Origin of the sequence: Pseudidiomarina tainanensis (assembly GCF_900115255.1) — a bacterium.
Lineage (GTDB): Bacteria > Pseudomonadota > Gammaproteobacteria > Enterobacterales > Alteromonadaceae > Pseudidiomarina > Pseudidiomarina tainanensis.
In genome coordinates this window covers 201,681-218,202 of sequence record NZ_FOYU01000001.1, presented here as the reverse complement: position 1 = coordinate 218,202, position 16,522 = coordinate 201,681, and the positions used below count along the sequence as shown (strand labels likewise).

Genomic DNA, 16,522 nt, shown 5'->3' with positions numbered 1-16,522 from the left:
CCACTTCAGTGGCTTGATGAGAATTTCCTTTATTAGAAGAAACTGGTTTAGCGACGCAGGTTACACGCTGGGTCATAAAAGAAACCACTGCGATGATTCAACGACTGAATCTTTGTCAAAAAGGTTTGGTGATAAGCATTAATGTTTCAACACGTGATTTAACCGAGCTCGATTTTGTCAGTTTTATGCGCAATACAGTGACCAATATCGATCCACAATGCCTGCAATTGAAAATTACCGAAACGGGTTTGATTGACGACTCCGAACGTGCCCTTTATGTGTTATCAAAAATGAATGACCTCGGAATCAGCTGTTCAGTTGATGATTTTGGTACAGGTAACTCGTCACTGTCGTACTTAAGTAAATTCCCTGTCGCTGAAATCAAACTTGATAGAAGCTATGTGTTCGATATTGCCAACAACGAACGGAATCACAAAATAGTGCAATCAACAATTGAAATGGCACATATGCTAGGCCTATCCGTAACCGCGGAAGGTGTCGAGGAGCATGATACAGTGGCGATTTTACGCACTATGAAGTGTGAAACCATTCAAGGATATGTGCTATCGCGACCTATCTCTGAGCAAGACTTAGTCGCGTTCTTAAACACTAACCCACAACTTTAAAACGTTATAATTGGATGCCCCAATGTTGTGCTGTTTGTTTCACTGCGGCAACATTTTCGGATGCATGAATCGAAATCGACGTCTCAGCAAAAGTTGGCTCTATACGAAGATGCTGGCGCAACCAATCGACCATTGCTTCACCTGAATGAATTGTTTTGACGCCGCCCCAATAATCCGAAATTTGCTGGGCTATAAGTGGAAAGTGAGTACAGCCAAGTAACACCACATCAGGTTGCTCTAAATCAGCAAAATAATGATGTATCGTTTCTTTTAATACTGGCCCAGAAAATAATGCTTCTTCGACGATGGGAACGAATAACGGTGTCGCAATCGCGTCAATATGGTTAAAACCAAGCTCGCCGATATGCTGTTGATACACGCCAGATTTAATAGTTGAGCGCGTTGCAATAATTAGAATCCGAGCATCCTGATTGGCTAAATTCAACTGTTTCAAAGCCAAAACACCGGGCTCAACGACACCATAAACAGGCTTATTGGAAAACTGTCGCATCGCTTCTAAAGCGGTCACACTCACCGTATTACAAGCAACAACTAAACAATCAACATCAGAGCCATTAAAGAACTCGACTGCCTCAAGCGCATAGCGGGTGACTGTATTTTTGTCTTTATTGCCATATGGAACACGCGCAGTATCGCCGTAATACAACAGCTCGCTAAATAATCCACTTTGTTGTAGTGCCTTTGCAACCGTTAAACCACCCACACCACTATCGAATACCCCAACCTTCACAGATTATCTCCCCATTGAACGCGGCAGATAAAATACTGTTGTTGATGACTAAACTCAACTGAAACACCCAGTTGACGAGCAAGGTTTTGCACAATACTTAAACCTAACCCAGCCCCCTGCACATCGAGGTGTTTCCCACGATAAAAACGCTCGCTCAAACGCTCTACGTCAACACGATGATCTTCAACAATCGCGTTCTTAATCTGTAACGAATCAGCTTTTAAGGTGATTTCAATACGGGTGTGTTGAGGCGAATATTTGATCGCATTATCAATGAGGTTAGCAAGCAATACGCGCCAATAATCTAGGTTGCCATCAACAGTCAGTAACTCGGGCAAATCCACATCAAAGGTCAACCCCTTTGCCTCTGCAAGAGCATAATACTCAGCAATTATTTGACGTACCTCTTTGGCTATGTTCACTTTTTCGATTTGTGTCGGTGGTAATTCTGCCCGCGACAAAAGTAATAAACTTTCCACCAGCTGAATCAAACGATCAGTGCTGTAAAGTAAATTTTTTAATTGGTCTTGTTGCGGTTGTTCTTTGCTGGATATTAAGTTCTGCAAGCTTGCTTTTAAACTCGCAAGAGGCGTTCTTAATTCATGAGCGGCATCGGCTGAAAATCGCTTCTCCCGGTGGAACGTTTGTTCAATGCGCCCCAAATAGTAGTTCAAAGCCTGTTTAACAACCGCCACCTCTTCATCATCGTTGGCTGGTTCTATGGCACTATAGTCATCTGGCCGCCGTTTTCGTAAGTGACTCGCCAAGCGTTGAAAACTGACAAAGCTTTGATTGATTGTCCACCAACCTAACCACAACATCATTGGGAGTAAAATCAAAACAGGCACTAAAGTATCTGTCGCAAGATCACTGCGTAGTTCAGAGCGGAAGCTATCTTCTTGTAACAGCAGCACATGGTAATTGCCTGAGTTCATTCCGAATGCGTGCCAAATTTCACCATCTAAATGAATCGTGCTGAAACCGAGTTTAAATGGAACTTGCTGTTGTGATGGTGCGCCGAGCGTTCGAATTGACCATTCCGAATCGAGGTCCACAATTCGGTAGGACAATTTGTCTTCATATTCATGATTACTCACATCACCCAGAATACGTGAGCCGAGATCAAGATGTTGTTCGGTTAGATGCTCTGGTAAAAATGCGGCTAGCGTTTTTGCCTGCTGCACCATTTCTGCATCAAACAATTCGTCAACTTCATGGCTAACCTCGTAATAGATCCATATCGCAGACAAGCCTGAACTGATTAAATAAACGGCCGATACGAATACGAGGATTCTGCGTCGAATTGAACGGAATTTTTTTCTTAACCGCGAGATTAATTGCATTTTAACCGATATCCGATGCCGCGAATGGTTTCAATCCATTCTTTATGTCCTAATTTACGTCGCAAGTTAGAAACATGTACCTCAAGCGCGTTGCTTTCAATGTCCGATTCACTTTGAAATACCGCCTGCTCAAGCCTGTCTCGGCTTAAAACACGCTCAGGAGCTGACATCATGGCTTTTAGTAACTCAAATTCACGGCGCGATAAACTGATTGGTGCTCCGGAAACGGTAACCTCTCTTGTGTTGATATTAAGCTGCAAAGGTCCAACCTGCATGTCTGAGGATGCCTGGCCAATTCGCCGCCGGCATAAAGCCCGCAAGCGCGCAGCAAGTTCATTCATATCAAACGGCTTAGTGAGATAATCATCCGCCCCAGCGTCTAGATGAGCTATTTTGTCGTGAACATGTTCACGTGCGGTCAATACTAGTATTGGAATCGTTCCACCGCGTTTACGTGTGCTGCTCAGGACACGCGTACCGTCGAGATCCGGAAGACCAAGATCAAGGATCATGGCGTCGTATTCGTTATGGTTAAGTTCAGAAATCGCAGCCCCTCCCGTTCGTACCCAATGTACCGAGAAGTCTCGGTCAGACAGTCCAAGTTGGACCGCCTGACCCAGTAGTGCATCATCCTCAACCAGAAGAACCCGCATTTAACCTACCTTTTTTCCTATTTTGGCTAGCAACGCTTCAACTTCAATGCGTCGCTGCGCATCCGCTAACGGCCGTTGTGGCCGAGGTGCAGCTGCTAATGCGCGCTGAGCAAACTGCTGTGCTCGCGTATATTTTCCTTCTTCATACAAATAGTCGGCGTAAAAGTAGTTGGGGTCAATACCATCGGGGTTAATCTCGAGTGCCTTTAGCAATAATTCTTCAGCTTTTTCATCATCACCGAAGCCGAGTGGCCAACCAGGCACTTTATAATACAACGTACCAAGACTGCCATATGCTGAGCCTTGTAAAGCGCTAGCATCTAACTTCAGTGCATACTCAAGCGATTTGCGGGCATCTTTTGCTAAACCTAACGCACCCAAGCCACCTTTAGCACCAGCAAATGTGCTTTGCACAATACCACGCCAAATAAATGCTTCCGCATTATTGGGTTCAGCATCAGTCCAAGCTTTCGCTTCATTTAACAACGCTTCGAAAGCATCCTTTTGGGCATCGCCCTGTAAGGTATAATTCACTTCTGCCCAACGAGTTTGAATCTGACTTAAGGTTGCTTCGTCGGCATACGCTGATGACGCCAACACAGTTAGCGCCAAACCTAAACCATTAATATATGATTTTACTTTCATCATGCGGCTCCTTTAGTGAGCTGTTTAAGTAGTAAACGAGGTTTTTTCATGGCTCCGTCGACAATCCCAGGGAGGATTCCATTTAAACGAACCAAAAGCTTTTCTGGCCAACCAATTGTGGTATTGGCATGCCCCTTTTCTATTTGCCGTAAGGCAAGTTGTGCAACAACTTCCGGCGTATCTTCAGTAGTTTTTAATGCACGATTCATTGCGCTCATCAAGCCATCATTCATTGATGTAGCAATCGCTCGCGGCGCACAATAAAAAACTTTCGCCTCCGTTTGTTCGCGCTCACGTTGCAATCCTTGCGTAAATCCCCGCATGCCAAATTTAGAGGCGTTGTAAAGCGTTTGCCCAGGGAATCCTATCGCGCCAAACACCGAGCCAATATTTAAGACCCAACCAAAATTTGGCAACTGCGGTAACACCAGCTGCGTTAACTGCATCGGACGGATCAGATTGGTTCGAATAACGGTTTCAATATCGGCCCCAGAGACTGACTCAAATGGCCCGACGACGGTAATGGCAGCATTATTAATAAGCGCTGTTACCGGCCGTTCGTGCTGAGCTTGCATATACGCATCAACAACTTCGAGAAAGTCATCCGCTAAAACATCAGCCACTAACAACGGCTGCTGTAGAGATTCCGCCAACGGCTCAAGTTTCTTGAGGTTACGACCAACTAGTGTTACCCGAGCACCTTTGGCGGTGAGTTGACGAGCAAGTTCCTGTCCTAGACCGCCAGTAGCTCCGGTTAGCAACACATGTTGATTACGCCAATTCACCGTGTTCATGATGCGAGCTCATGAATTTCGCTTACTGGCTCAGCAGCTAGCTCCGGTATAGCCCGGAACATATCGCCATATAACCGATAAACATGTTTTGCTGTCGTAATAATGGCTTGTTGCGCAGCTTCGTCGGTCACCTTGTTCATTAGCGTTTCAAAAAACTCGACATGTTCTAGGTCAAGGTCGCCGTGTGATAACAAGTAACTGAAAGCTGTGTCTGGAAGCTTCAGATTATCTTTAATTTTGCCGGCTGCTTGAGTTGCCAACTTCACGCTCGTACCCTCAAGTACATGTGCCATGCCAAAGAACGACGCTGGATGAACATCATCAATGCGATGGTAAACCAAGGCGACCATTGCCGCGGTGGACGTGTGTGCTTCACTCTGCTCGACAACTTTGGGTTGCAAGCCCGTGGCTTTAAGATCATTCAGAATCCAGCGCTCATGACCATACTCTTCATTGATATATTCAATGATGGCGCGACGCATCCACTCTTGCTGATGAGAAATACGGCTTCCAGCACGCATCAATAAAGGCGTCGTATGTTTAACGTGATGAAATGCTTGGGTCAGAAAAGCCTGGTATTGAGCAAGGCTAATGCGGCCAGCCAAAGCATCAGCGATGATTGGTGCGCTGAGCAAATATTGTTTTTCTGCTTTAGTTGCTTCGCATAGTTGATTGAAAAATGACATAAATATACCTCTCGCTACGTTGCGCTGGAGAAAAGAATTGGCTCAAAATTTGTTCGAATGACGTCACGACGTAATCGACCGGTGCCGGTTAATTGTTCATTTGCTACCGAAAAAGGCGTGGTCAACACCTTGTAGTCTTGAATGTGTGCATAATCCGGAAGTGCGCGATTCACGCGTTCAATAATTGTCGCTGCATCACTAGTTTTATCGCGCAATACCAAGAGTGCTGTTAAGGGAATTTGTTCATCCCCCAGTACCGCCACTTGCAACACTTCAGGTTCAAGCGCGAGCAGTCCCTCAAGCCATTCAGGATCAACATTGCGACCAAAAGCCGTCACAATCGTGTTCTTTTTACGGCCGAGAATGTGGAGATTGCCATGCGCATCAAACTGCCCCCAGTCACCGGTGGGTAGCCCTTTGGGATACCAGCTTTCGGGTTGATTGAGGTAGCCTAGCATGCAGTTACCTGACACCCAGATTTCATTGTCTTTCAGCTCAACTTTGGCATGGGTTAGTGGCTTCCCGACGCTTCCTAGCACGCTGTTATTGGGCTTGTTAAATGCCACAACAGAACCAAACTCAGATAGGCCATAGCCCTGCACCACAGGCAAACCCAATTGATACGCCTTTTGTTCAAGCGGCTCAGGCAAACGTGCACCACCCACGGCTAATAATTTGAATTGAGTCGCTTCGAGATAATTCGAACTCACGCCCTGAACAACTGCGCCTAATAGCGCCGGTGTTAGAATGAGACTCTGGGGTTGATAATGATTCAGCGCTTGGAAAAAAGCCTGACCGTTGAGGCCCGACGAACCTTTTAAACCTAACTCATCGGAAGACGGCAACACTACTTCATGGCCAAGCCATAAACTTAAATAAACGCCCGCCACGTTCTCCAACAACACCGCTAACGGCATGATGACCAAGTGACGTTGCGTCGCAACATCGCCAACGCGCTCTGTTAACGCGCCAACGGTGTTAAATAGATTATCGGTAGACAGGCAAACACCCTTTGGCGCTCCTGTACTACCCGACGTATAAGTAATTTTTGCCGTATGTAGCGGTAACTCTGGAATAGTTGTTGGTGCAAGAGGCTGTAATTTGCCGTTACCTAGCACAACAACATCAGCGCCACTGTCACGTAATACATTGATGCGTTGCTCAGGCGTGAAGAATGGCGGTATCGGGATACATACACGCTGGCAAAACATAATCGCGAGATCATAAATCACCCAGTTCACGCTATTGCTCATATCCAGCGCAAAACGTTGATAAGAAGTTTTATTGATCACCTCAATTAACTGCGATAACTGCTCTGCAAGTTGCACATAGGTTAACTGCATGTTGCCATCAACAAGTGCTAACTGTTCTGGATTCGCTGTAGCGTGAGCGTCAAGCCGCTGTTGGAATTGCTTTAACATGCAATCGACTCCAACAAACTAAAGCTGGCCTTGGTCGATTCAAGCGGAGCCTGTAAAAACTTCCCCTGAGCGACCCACCCAGCAAAAACCATCGGTTCATGCTGGTAATAATCGCCCCAAATCGACTGTAACTCAGTTGGCAGAGCTGACTCTTTAGCCTGCGCCAAGATGGTCAACTTCACGCCCGACCGCGCCAGTTTCAAGTTTAAGTAACGTGTTGCAGTGAATACCGCCACTTCACGCCGCAAGTCTTTTAGGGCGCTAACAATTGCACTAAAAAGTAACTGCAGATACACCGCAGATGTTGCGGCCATCGACCCGACTTCTGCAATCTTGTCCCGGGTTGGCATCGCTTTATGCGCAACCTGATAAGACTCGACCGGGTTCGTTAAATAGTATTCCGAGAACAAGGCGCGTTGCTCGGCAAGCTGAATGCCGCAAGCGGCGACAATCGCGTTATCTTCAAAAACCACCAACAGCATTTCAGGAAGGTTTTGTAGACAAGCTTTAAAGCTTATCCAATAACGCTCACAAATGAATTGTTCAACTTCGCGACGAAGCGTGTGAGAACGGTTTATAAGTTCGTACTGCATGAGCGACTCCTGCTTAAAGCAATAGATGCTGTTTAGTCATGCAGTAAGATTAGAGGGGGAAGCTTAAGGAATTCTTAAAGAAGGAAAGATAACGCTGTATTACGGCAACGCAGAAAGGTTCCCTGCGTTGCCATTTTTTTCAAGTTATTTAAGTGCCGCAAGAACATCGCGCACAAAATCGTGTTCGCTAAAGCCGGCTTCGCCAGCGATATCATAGCCACGCCGCACAACAACTAGGTTCTTACTCGGGATAATCACCAAGTACTGCCCACGATTACCACGAGCGGCTATGGTGTCATTCGGTAAATCAGGGAAGCGTTCATTATATAGCCACCACTGCGCACCATAACCCGGTGAACCTGTCGCAGGCTGAGCCGGCGCCGCTTCACTAATATAGCTTAACCAGTTTTCAGGCAAAATACGTTCGCCCTGCCACATGCCATTTTGTAAGTGCAATACCCCTAACCGCGCAAGGTCACGAGCCGTTGTCCACACTTGTGACGACATAATAAAATCATCATTCCAATCGGTTTCCAAAAACGTATGTTGCATGCCGATTTTGTCGAGTAACATCTCATACGGAAATTTCAGATAATCATTAGCATTGTCGAACCCTTCGCGCACGGCGCGCATGGCTAGCATGGTATCGTTATTCGCATACTTCCAACGCGAGCCCGGCGTTACTTCAAGTGCGGTCGTTGCCGCAGTATCAACAACGCGACCTCCCCCCATATAGACACGGTCAGTACGATTCCCTGCCGCGTTACTATCTAGGCCAGAAGCCATGTGCAATAAATTTTCGAGGGTAATATGACGGCGAGGGTCTAACTCAGATTGCCAATTTTCAATGGTTGCAGGCGCTTTAACATCAACATCGCGATGCAATACGGCTGCACCAACCACACTGGCCGCAATGCTTTTAGCTACCGACCACGTACGTTGCGAAGTTTCTGGTGTAAAACCATCAATATAGTTCTCGGCAATAATCTTTTCAGGTGTAGCAATCAAAATCGCGGTGGTGCGAGCGCCAGCACCATAGTGTTTTGAAAAGGCCTTTTGAATCACCCCATCAAGCTCTAAATTTCCGGTGACATGATTCACCGGTTGGCGCTCACGCCAAGGTTCACCTTTGTCTTTCGTAACTTCTTGGTTGGTAAAAGGTCGCGATACCTTAGCGGCGTCAGCAATGGTAGCCCCGACTGGAAGGTCAACACATCCTAAGCGATCACGCCACACCGATATGCGCTCGCGAGCGCCATCGTCGTATGCCACCCGCACCCATTTATTGTCACGATCAATATAACGATTTAGAGAGGAACTTAAGTCAGCAACTCTATCGGCAATAAGCGGATAAATGCCGGTTAACTCATGTTCACGAATAGCCGCTTCAGATTTATTCGCGTTAAATACTGCGCTACAGGTATAACCTGCAACATAGCCTGCCGCGTACGCATTAAGAGTCGTTTCTGTTTCTTGAGCCTGTGCATGGTTGACGGCTAAAGCCAACAATAAAACAGAAGACGTTAATATCTTTGTACGCATAAACCTACCTCTAGAATTAAATTACTCGGCGTAAATGTGACCACGTCCGAATTTATAATCGATGGTCAAAATAAAGTGTTGTAACACGTCATAACCAATTAAGCCGTCGACACGAACACTGCCAATGCGGGTATTCAGCTCATCTTCAGCTTCACCAAACTTTGCATTAACACCGGCTTCTGGCACCGTAATACCAACGTTTTCTAGTTCGAACGGACCAAAGCTTAACGTTGGAATTCGAAACATCTCAACATTACCCGTTGTATTCACGCCGCGTGAAATACCTTGCACGACTGGAAATTTCGTTAACCAGTCATGCTTTTCTGCAACTTCACGACTGAGATAGACACCACTGGTACTGCCGGTATCAAGAATCAGCCAAACTTCAGTTTCACCATTCAGTTCGACTTTAACAATCGGGTCACCAATACCTCGGCGTGGGCGCATCGGTAAGTTTTTGACATTGGCCATATCGATCGAGTCATGATCAATAAACCGCATCCGACTATTGGGATAATCGAACTGCAGCACATATTGTTCAAGCACCGGTGAACCAAGAATAATAGCAGTATCCTCGCCACCAAAGTTCAACTCAACATAATCTAACGCAAGTTTTTGTCCAAACATCTCAGTTTGAATATCTCGATAAGCGGTGCGCTCTTGGGTACCGTGCACGCCTTGAATTTTGATTTTACCGCGATGCTGTTTTGGCGAAATACCATGCTTTTCGAGAAATGCTTGGTTAATACCGTTGATATTGGCGCCCGAGTCCATAATCGCCCAACCTTCAACGCCTTCAACCACGACTTTGACACGAATATGGCCGCTTTCGTGCTCAAAAGGCACCCATGCGGATACACCAGCTACTGCTGATGTTGAAAGAAAGAATCCAATGATTAGTAGTAATTTGCGCACAACGAGCATCCCATTTTGTTGTTTTTATCAACAGGATGCTCGTTAACATTTGGTTATAAGTCAAGCAAATAAATGCAAAGACCACCGACTAACCAGATCACACTCATAACACTTAAACCATTCATAATTTTGGCACCGACACCATCTGAGCTGCCGTGATCATGATGATGGTGATGCTCGCTATTGCGGCGGTGTTGACGCCATAGCAACACTAGCACGGCGCTAATAATCAAGAATAGAATATTTAGCACAAAGCCATAATTGAGTTTAAAGTGCTCTTGCTCCGCTGGTGATGCCCACTGCGATGCGTCCGGTAACAAGTCAAACCAATAGAAGCCGTAATGCATGATAAGAGAAGCAGCGACTAAACAGACGAACAGCATGAGCGCAATGTATAGCGCCATCTTCCAACCGTAATAGCGAGCGTTAATACGTAGCACCGGCCATACAATTAAATCTGAAAAAATAAAGGCCATGACACCAGCAAAAGCAACACCTTCACCATAAAGAACCGCTGCTAACGGAATATTTCCCATGGAACCAATGAAGGTGAAGAATGCAGCAATAGGGCCCACCACAGCTTGTTGTAACAGTGCCCAGAAACTCATCTCCGTATTCGTTCCTACCCCTAAAAAGAGCCATTCAAAAAAGCTACTGGGCACAAACACAGAGATAATTCCGGCGACTGTGAAGCCAAGTAATACGTCTTGCCACACCATTTGCCATTCCATCACATACTTGTGCCCAACCTGGCGCCAAGTATCTAATTGCAATAAATCAGACCAAGCGCTGCCATGCTCGTGAGTTTCGTCATCTTCATCTTGGCGAGCGTTCTCAATCAACTTATGTGGCTTTGTTAACGTGATGAAGAGCCAGACCAAAGCAATCAATAAAAGCCCGCCGATATATTCTCCAACCACAAATTGCCAGCCGAGAAAAATCGAGATCACAAATCCTAATTCGATAACCAAATTGGTCGATGCCAACATAAATGCCATCGACGCGCTAAAAGCCGCACCTTTATTAAATAAAGCACGTGTGGTTGATAACGCAGCAAAGCTACATGAACTCGAGATAAAGCCGAAGAACGTGCCTAACGAGACGGACTTTAAGTTGTTATCTCCCATAGCTTTACGCATGCGTTGTTTGGTAATCAAAACTTGGATCAGGCTACTAATAAAATAGCCAAGCACGAACGCCCAGAGCGCCATCCAGAAAAATCCCAAACTGGTGTAAACAGACTGCCCCCAACTTGTAAGAAAACTGTCCATGCGCACGCCTTTTTAATGAGAGTGTGTTTTTCACCCTATCAACCGCTTGTTACACCGTCAAATTTGGTTGTTTTTCAAACTGATCTGAATAATGAGTTTGATACTAATAATGGGGCATGAAGAAGAAACAAAACTTACCAACAAAAGTGTGTCCAGTTTGTGACCGTCCATTTACTTGGCGTAAAAAGTGGGAACGCTGTTGGGATGAAGTGAAATACTGCTCAGAACGGTGCCGACGTAGCAAACGCTAGGTCGGCACTTAAGTTATTTATGGGGATTTACGAATAACGCTTAATCGTCCTTGCCACCTTGGCGCTTTACAAATTGTGATTTCAGCATCATGTCGCCAGCGCCATCGACTTTGCAATCGATATCGTGATCGCCATCAACAAAGCGTTTAATCACCGCTTTAGTACCTACTTTTAACACTAGCGACGAACCTTTCACCTTCAAATCTTTAATGAGCGTTACTTTATCGCCTTCGGCTAATGGCGTACCGTTCGCATCTTTGAGTTGCTTGGTATCGTCTTCGACAACTTCATTTGGATTCCACTCATGACCGCACTCTGGGCAAATCAGCAGTGCTTGGTCTTCGTAAACATAACTTGAATCACATTTCGGACAATTAGGTAAGCTCATGGTGTCACTTCTTATTTAACGTAGCGGTTAACAGTGGCGCGATCATAGCGCTTTCGCTCTTAAATTAGAATCACGGCCAAAGTTTTAAACTGTCAGGCAATGTTGCCATATTAGAATGACGAAGAATGGCAAGACCGGCTAACTCGACTAAACTTAAGGGTGAAATCACACGAGACTTAGCATTAACTCACTTGAGTTAAGGAGGCGTTATGAGACTCGACGCGATATTACGAGACCCATCAGCGGTCTACAACAAGCCAAGCGACATTCTGAACGACACCAACTTAAGCGATAATGAAAAGCTGGAAGTGTTAGAACAATGGGAATACGACGCGCGTGAACTGCAAGTTGCAGCTGACGAAAATATGCCCGGTTCGCAAGAAGCTCCGTTAGATGAAATTCTCGCCGCAAAGAAAAAATTGAAACCTCATCAGTGAGTTACCTTTGGTTCACCTCGTAAACATTGCTGGTAAGGTTGCAAGAGGTACACGATAACTGTATAAATACACAGTACATTATCGATATCCAAGAGGATGAACCATGGCTGTAGTAACCCAATACGTTGTTGTGCGAGACGGAGAGGAAAAAATGACGTTTAAAAGTAAAGCAGAAGCTGACGCCTACGACAAAATGTTGGACATGGTGGACGGACTGTTGTCTCTACTTGAACGTAGCGAAACCGTCACCGATGAGAAAACCATTGAAGACTTAGCGTTCTTCCTTGCCCGCGAGCGCGACCAAGTACTTATTGCTCTTGGCGCGAAAAAGCCAGCGAAGAAAGCGGCACCGAAACCTGCACCAGCGGTGAGTAAAGTCGCGTAGCTATCGGTTACATCACAATGCATAAACAAAAACGCCGCTCATTGAGCGGCGTTTTATTTGAATGTGGTGGAGCTGGCGGGAGTTGAACCCGCGTCCGTAATACCTACATCCTCGGTCCTACATGCTTAGTCAGTCTTTTAGTTAATCACCAAGTCGCCGACAGACAGGCTACTTAAGGTGACGATCCCGATTGGTTTTAACGCTTTGGCTACGGGCGAAGCCTCCACGCGAGTCTGCTTTGGGGTGAACCGACTGATCCTAGTCTCACAGACAAAGCGCTAGGGGTCGGACTCAGCGGGTTATTAAGCCGCTAAAGCGTAGTTGTCGTCGTTTGCAACTATTAGTTTGAGGCTTTTTACGAGGCCTGCCTCACCTCGGCATGCACCTTGGGTTTCGTGTATTCCGTCGAATCCAAATCAGCCCCTAAGGTTAACGTATTTAAGTCTACACCTATATGGTGACGCTGTCAGCCATTTCAAGTGCCGACAGCGCAATTAAACAGCGTTACTGCCATTCAACCAGTAAGTCGACGCCTGAATAGGCTTGATAACCTTGCAAGCTGATGTACCAGCGACCGCTGCCTGGATTGTCAATCGCACAGGTTTCGTTGTTACCTGAACGGTACGGACGACAATCATAGCTCGAACCAGTTGGCTGTGAGCCCTGGCGAACATATAGGTCGGCATCACCAGTGCCGCCTGACATGGTTACGTTCAAGCTCGTCATACCTGCTGGCAAGTCAACATAATAATGCGTCCACGAGCCGGTTGCACCAGATAGGTCTGTTGCTGAGGCTGAACCACCTTCTCCACCGCCACTGCTTGGCTCGGTGAATGAACCGGTTAAGTTCACACCGGAAAAGCTTGAATAAGCACGTACCATGACGTGATAAGTGCCAGCTTGTACGTTCGAAATCGTACATGTTTCGGTGTTACCTGTTTGGTATGGACGACAATCATAGGTTGATGTGGTTGGCTGTGCGCTAAAACGCACATACAAATCAGCATCACCTGAGCCGCCATTCATGCTAAAGCTCAAATCAGTAGCGCCGGCCGGCACATTGAGCGTGTAATAGAGCTCAGCACCAGTACTCGCAGCTAGATTTGAAACCGTAACGCCGTTGCTCAACTCACCTTCTGCAGGCGGCTCAGGATCGCCACCGCCACCTGAACCACCACAACCGTTGGCATCGAGATAATCAACAGCATCTTTTGCTTGCACTAACCCGTAACCAAACTTCACGTCACGGCCTGCTGAGCCGAGATCTTGCGCTGATGCATTCAACGCATCACGAATTTGCGAAGCACTACAAGTCGGGTGATGTGACCAAACTAACGCGGCAACACCGGCGACATGTGGCGATGCCATCGAGGTTCCGCTCATGTTGCCATAGTTACCTTGGCTACCGGTGCCCTCAGGATAAGTTGAAAGTACGTTCACGCCTGGTGCCGCAATTTCTACCTGACTGTTTTTTTGCGAGAACGACGCAAGCGCTTTATTACTATCGACAGCTGCAACTGACATTACAGCGTTGTATGACGCTGGGTATGAGAGCGCGTCAGTTGAGCTGTAGGCAGAACCGTCATTACCTGCCGCAGCGATTAACAACACACCTTGGTTAAACAAGTTCTGCATGGCGTTTGCTTCGGTTTGGCTTGCACCACCACCACCTAAGCTCATATTCACCACGTCTGAGCCATTGTCAGCACAGGTTTCGATGGCTGCTACCAGCGATGATGAGTAGCCCCAACCACTGGCATTAAACACTTTCACAATGTGCATGTTCGGGTTACTACCAATCACGCCACGCACACCTAATCCGTTATTCAATGCGGCAATAGTACCGGCAACGTGAGTGCCGTGCGGGCCGCCTTCATCATACCAATTGCCAGTACCGCTGTTATTTGTGCCATTGATGGTGTCGAAGCGGGTGCCCATATCTTCATGCGGTAAATCTAAACCTGAATCGATTACACAGATTTTTTTACCGCCGGCAGCTGCGGAAGCAACACTATCGTCAACTAAATTTGCCTGCACCATATTAATACCGTAAGGCACGGTTTGCGCCATAAAGCGGCGTTTTTGATCAACTTCGATAAATTCGACATTCGGGTTCTTCTGGAACCGTTTCATATCCTTCGGTGACATTTCAGCGGCAATGGCGAGATTGTGGCGCATGCTCACTTTTACCTTACCACCGGCCTTTTCGACCATTCCTCTGGCATGTGCTAGTGCTAGCTCAGAGCGGCCACGATTACCCGCGCGCTTAGCTGCTTTGCTGTTCTCTTTGAATTTAATGATGTAACGCTGAGGTTGGTCGGATTCAACCGACTGGACTGCTTGAAGTGGCTTTGCGTTTGAGTGTTCTGGAGGCTGCGCAAAGGCAGCAGAAATAGATACTGCCAATGCTGACAGCGCAATGATATTCGTTTTTCTCATGCTGTATTATCTCTTTTTATTGTTGTCATTGGCTTATTGCAAGCCAGTGATACACAGCAGCGGCGGGATACGACATTCGGCTGCAAGAAACTGGTGAGTAAAAATCCACCAGATGTTCAACGTAGCAGACAAAAGCCCACAACCGAACCACAACAAAGTTAAGAGAAAGTAAATAAAGTCAGTGAGTTACGTTTACATTGTATGAACGACAACCGCAGCTTTTTGCTTTCGCTTGCCGAATCCAAAGGCGCGTCGAAAGGTTGCTAAAGGAATAGGAAGGTATTGGCGTTCAGCTGGCGATTGCCATGGAAAACTGTCTTGATCAGGGTCGTTAATATACACATAGTGCTCGTCGGCGGCACATATCAACACCCAGTGCGGTGCCTTACTCTCGTCGAATACATAGGTACTGATCAACGCTATGACCAGCTTCCCTTGATATAAATCGTGTAATAGCTGACTCACCGAGTAGTCGCCAACCACAATTGGTACTTCAGCTTGCTGTAGCGCAGCAATATCAGATTCTTGAATGCGCGCCATGATTTGCTTTTTCTCAGCACTGCGCACTGAATCAAGCAGTAATGGTCCCTGTTCACTCACATGTAATTCGACCGAGAGTCCGCGTTTTAATGCGGCTCGAGCCAAGCCATGCGGGCCGCAACCACCGTGCCCCGAGGTCATAAAAATAGTGGTCGCCTCGCGCCAAATTTCTAATTCTTCATGATGTGGGTCATGGCAGGGAATATCAAAATACGCCATCGCCATCAGCAGACTTGCCGGCCCGCAGGTAAACTCGGTGGTTTGAGTGCGGTATGGCACTAATCGCTGATTACCGTTATCTAGTTCATTGGATTCGAATCGCGGTAAAAGTTTTTGCAAAACTAATGCATCGCTGTCGTCTTCGTAATATTCCGGACGAATTTCCATATCGTAATAGCCGGCATGATGATACATCTTGAGCGCCGCAGTATTATCGGTTTTCACTTCAAGACGCATGAATAAACAGTAGCGCGCATCAGCATCATCTTCTGCGCTATGAAGTAGCAGCCGGCCGACTCCACGACGACGAAAATCAGGATGTACCGCTAGCGAATATAGCCGCGCCAATTCAGTGGCTTGTCGGTACAAGACAATATAATAACCCACCACCTGCTGATGCCATTTCGCAACTTTGAAATCACCAATGTTTTGATCAATAAAACGCCGGAAACTGCGGCGACTAATGCGATCAGTAACAAAGCTTAAATTTTCAATTTGCTCTAAAGCTTCAATATCTTCACGACTCGCGGGAACAAGTTGTAGTTGGTTAACATTGAATTGCATACAACAGCCTAAGCGTGCGAACACGCGCTACGATGAGAGCGTTTATTATACGCTGAAAG

The 16,522-nt window shown here is 46.5% G+C and carries 17 protein-coding genes, 1 other RNA gene and 1 pseudogene; 4 read left to right on the top strand and 15 right to left on the bottom strand.

Translation table 11 applies throughout. The annotated features are described in order from the left end of the window. Nucleotides 1-35: 35 nt before the first annotated feature. Nucleotides 36-626 (top strand): annotated as a pseudogene (locus BM292_RS01005) (EAL domain-containing protein); the annotation flags it as partial. A 4-nt stretch (nt 627-630) separates the two neighbouring features. On the opposite strand, the gene murI reads toward BM292_RS01005, so the two are convergent. The 11 genes from murI to BM292_RS00950 form a co-directional block, all read right to left on the bottom strand. Continuing rightward, a complete protein-coding gene (gene murI / locus BM292_RS01000) occupies nt 631-1,377 on the bottom strand; it encodes a glutamate racemase (RefSeq protein ID WP_092854413.1) in 747 nt (248 codons plus the stop codon). After that, nucleotides 1,374-2,627: a histidine kinase dimerization/phospho-acceptor domain-containing protein gene (locus BM292_RS00995; RefSeq protein WP_233340214.1), complete on the bottom strand. Its 1,254-nt coding sequence runs from the start codon at nt 2,625-2,627 to the stop codon at nt 1,374-1,376. Before BM292_RS00995 ends, murI begins: the two co-directional genes overlap by 4 nt. Before the next feature lie 83 nt (nt 2,628-2,710). After that, nucleotides 2,711-3,373 (bottom strand): response regulator, encoded by a 663-nt coding sequence (locus BM292_RS00990; protein ID WP_092854409.1) that lies wholly within the window; start codon nt 3,371-3,373, stop codon nt 2,711-2,713. After that, on the bottom strand, nt 3,374-4,021 hold the full coding sequence (locus BM292_RS00985) for a tetratricopeptide repeat protein (RefSeq protein WP_092854407.1): 648 nt from the start codon (nt 4,019-4,021) through the stop codon (nt 3,374-3,376). It abuts the gene before it with no gap. Then, nucleotides 4,018-4,812, bottom strand: coding sequence for an SDR family oxidoreductase (locus BM292_RS00980; RefSeq protein ID WP_092854405.1), 795 nt, complete (start codon nt 4,810-4,812; stop codon nt 4,018-4,020). The genes BM292_RS00985 and BM292_RS00980 overlap by 4 nt, the downstream gene beginning before the upstream one ends. Beyond that, the gene (locus BM292_RS00975; RefSeq protein ID WP_092854403.1) at nt 4,809-5,498 is read right to left on the bottom strand and encodes an iron-containing redox enzyme family protein; all 690 of its coding nucleotides are present in this window, start codon (nt 5,496-5,498) and stop codon (nt 4,809-4,811) included. Before BM292_RS00975 ends, BM292_RS00980 begins: the two co-directional genes overlap by 4 nt. Before the next feature lie 14 nt (nt 5,499-5,512). Beyond that, a complete protein-coding gene (locus tag BM292_RS00970; RefSeq protein ID WP_092854401.1) occupies nt 5,513-6,919 on the bottom strand; it encodes an AMP-binding protein in 1,407 nt (468 codons plus the stop codon). Continuing rightward, complete coding sequence (locus BM292_RS00965) at nt 6,913-7,512, bottom strand: thermostable hemolysin (RefSeq protein ID WP_092854399.1); 600 nt, start codon at nt 7,510-7,512, stop codon at nt 6,913-6,915. The genes BM292_RS00970 and BM292_RS00965 overlap by 7 nt, the downstream gene beginning before the upstream one ends. Before the next feature lie 144 nt (nt 7,513-7,656). Further along, entirely contained in the window at nt 7,657-9,054 is a 1,398-nt protein-coding gene (locus BM292_RS00960) for a serine hydrolase domain-containing protein (protein ID WP_092854397.1), read from the bottom strand. 21 nt (nt 9,055-9,075) lie between these two features. Further along, the gene (locus tag BM292_RS00955; RefSeq protein ID WP_177203769.1) at nt 9,076-9,969 is read right to left on the bottom strand and encodes an aspartyl protease family protein; all 894 of its coding nucleotides are present in this window, start codon (nt 9,967-9,969) and stop codon (nt 9,076-9,078) included. 53 nt (nt 9,970-10,022) lie between these two features. Then, nucleotides 10,023-11,240 carry a permease gene (locus BM292_RS00950; RefSeq protein ID WP_092854393.1) on the bottom strand — a complete coding sequence of 406 codons (1,218 nt, stop codon included), beginning with the start codon at nt 11,238-11,240 and terminating at the stop codon, nt 10,023-10,025. A gap of 116 nt (nt 11,241-11,356) precedes the next feature. Here BM292_RS00950 and BM292_RS00945 point away from each other — a divergent pair, with 116 nt between their 5' ends. Next, nucleotides 11,357-11,491 carry a DUF2256 domain-containing protein gene (locus tag BM292_RS00945; RefSeq protein WP_092854391.1) on the top strand — a complete coding sequence of 45 codons (135 nt, stop codon included), beginning with the start codon at nt 11,357-11,359 and terminating at the stop codon, nt 11,489-11,491. Between the two features lie 40 nt (nt 11,492-11,531). On the opposite strand, the gene BM292_RS00940 is transcribed toward BM292_RS00945, so the two are convergent. Next, nucleotides 11,532-11,879 (bottom strand): zinc ribbon domain-containing protein YjdM, encoded by a 348-nt coding sequence (locus BM292_RS00940; protein WP_092854389.1) that lies wholly within the window; start codon nt 11,877-11,879, stop codon nt 11,532-11,534. A 209-nt stretch (nt 11,880-12,088) separates the two neighbouring features. On the opposite strand from BM292_RS00940, the gene BM292_RS00935 reads away from it, so the two are divergent. Both BM292_RS00935 and BM292_RS00930 read left to right on the top strand, forming a co-directional pair. Further along, complete coding sequence (locus tag BM292_RS00935) at nt 12,089-12,316, top strand: hypothetical protein (RefSeq protein ID WP_092854387.1); 228 nt, start codon at nt 12,089-12,091, stop codon at nt 12,314-12,316. A gap of 103 nt (nt 12,317-12,419) precedes the next feature. Continuing rightward, nucleotides 12,420-12,701, top strand: a complete 282-nt coding sequence (locus tag BM292_RS00930; protein ID WP_092854385.1) for a YebG family protein — start codon at nt 12,420-12,422, stop codon at nt 12,699-12,701. 64 nt (nt 12,702-12,765) lie between these two features. Here BM292_RS00930 and ssrA read toward each other — a convergent pair. From ssrA to BM292_RS00915, 3 genes are all read right to left on the bottom strand, one after another. Further along, nucleotides 12,766-13,125, bottom strand: a transfer-messenger RNA (tmRNA) gene (ssrA, locus tag BM292_RS00925). Between the two features lie 80 nt (nt 13,126-13,205). After that, the gene (locus BM292_RS00920; protein WP_092854383.1) at nt 13,206-15,140 is read right to left on the bottom strand and encodes a S8 family serine peptidase; all 1,935 of its coding nucleotides are present in this window, start codon (nt 15,138-15,140) and stop codon (nt 13,206-13,208) included. 192 nt (nt 15,141-15,332) lie between these two features. Beyond that, a complete protein-coding gene (locus BM292_RS00915) occupies nt 15,333-16,463 on the bottom strand; it encodes a GNAT family N-acetyltransferase/peptidase C39 family protein (protein WP_092854381.1) in 1,131 nt (376 codons plus the stop codon). Nucleotides 16,464-16,522 lie beyond the last annotated feature (59 nt).

Excerpts from the sequence above, each read along its gene's own strand:
- BM292_RS00965 (WP_092854399.1), bottom strand. The coding sequence starts at position 7,512 with ATGCAGTACGAACTTATAAACCGTTCTCACACGCTTCGTCGCGAAGTT.
- BM292_RS00980 (WP_092854405.1), bottom strand. The coding sequence starts at position 4,812 with ATGAACACGGTGAATTGGCGTAATCAACATGTGTTGCTAACCGGAGCT.
- BM292_RS00945 (WP_092854391.1), top strand. The coding sequence starts at position 11,357 with ATGAAGAAGAAACAAAACTTACCAACAAAAGTGTGTCCAGTTTGTGAC.
- BM292_RS00975 (WP_092854403.1), bottom strand. The coding sequence starts at position 5,498 with ATGTCATTTTTCAATCAACTATGCGAAGCAACTAAAGCAGAAAAACAA.
- BM292_RS00950 (WP_092854393.1), bottom strand. The coding sequence starts at position 11,240 with ATGGACAGTTTTCTTACAAGTTGGGGGCAGTCTGTTTACACCAGTTTG.
- BM292_RS00985 (WP_092854407.1), bottom strand. The coding sequence starts at position 4,021 with ATGATGAAAGTAAAATCATATATTAATGGTTTAGGTTTGGCGCTAACT.
- BM292_RS00935 (WP_092854387.1), top strand. The coding sequence starts at position 12,089 with ATGAGACTCGACGCGATATTACGAGACCCATCAGCGGTCTACAACAAG.
- BM292_RS00915 (WP_092854381.1), bottom strand. The coding sequence starts at position 16,463 with ATGCAATTCAATGTTAACCAACTACAACTTGTTCCCGCGAGTCGTGAA.
- BM292_RS00930 (WP_092854385.1), top strand. The coding sequence starts at position 12,420 with ATGGCTGTAGTAACCCAATACGTTGTTGTGCGAGACGGAGAGGAAAAA.
- BM292_RS00960 (WP_092854397.1), bottom strand. The coding sequence starts at position 9,054 with ATGCGTACAAAGATATTAACGTCTTCTGTTTTATTGTTGGCTTTAGCC.
- BM292_RS00990 (WP_092854409.1), bottom strand. The coding sequence starts at position 3,373 with ATGCGGGTTCTTCTGGTTGAGGATGATGCACTACTGGGTCAGGCGGTC.
- BM292_RS00920 (WP_092854383.1), bottom strand. The coding sequence starts at position 15,140 with ATGAGAAAAACGAATATCATTGCGCTGTCAGCATTGGCAGTATCTATT.
- BM292_RS00970 (WP_092854401.1), bottom strand. The coding sequence starts at position 6,919 with ATGTTAAAGCAATTCCAACAGCGGCTTGACGCTCACGCTACAGCGAAT.
- BM292_RS00940 (WP_092854389.1), bottom strand. The coding sequence starts at position 11,879 with ATGAGCTTACCTAATTGTCCGAAATGTGATTCAAGTTATGTTTACGAA.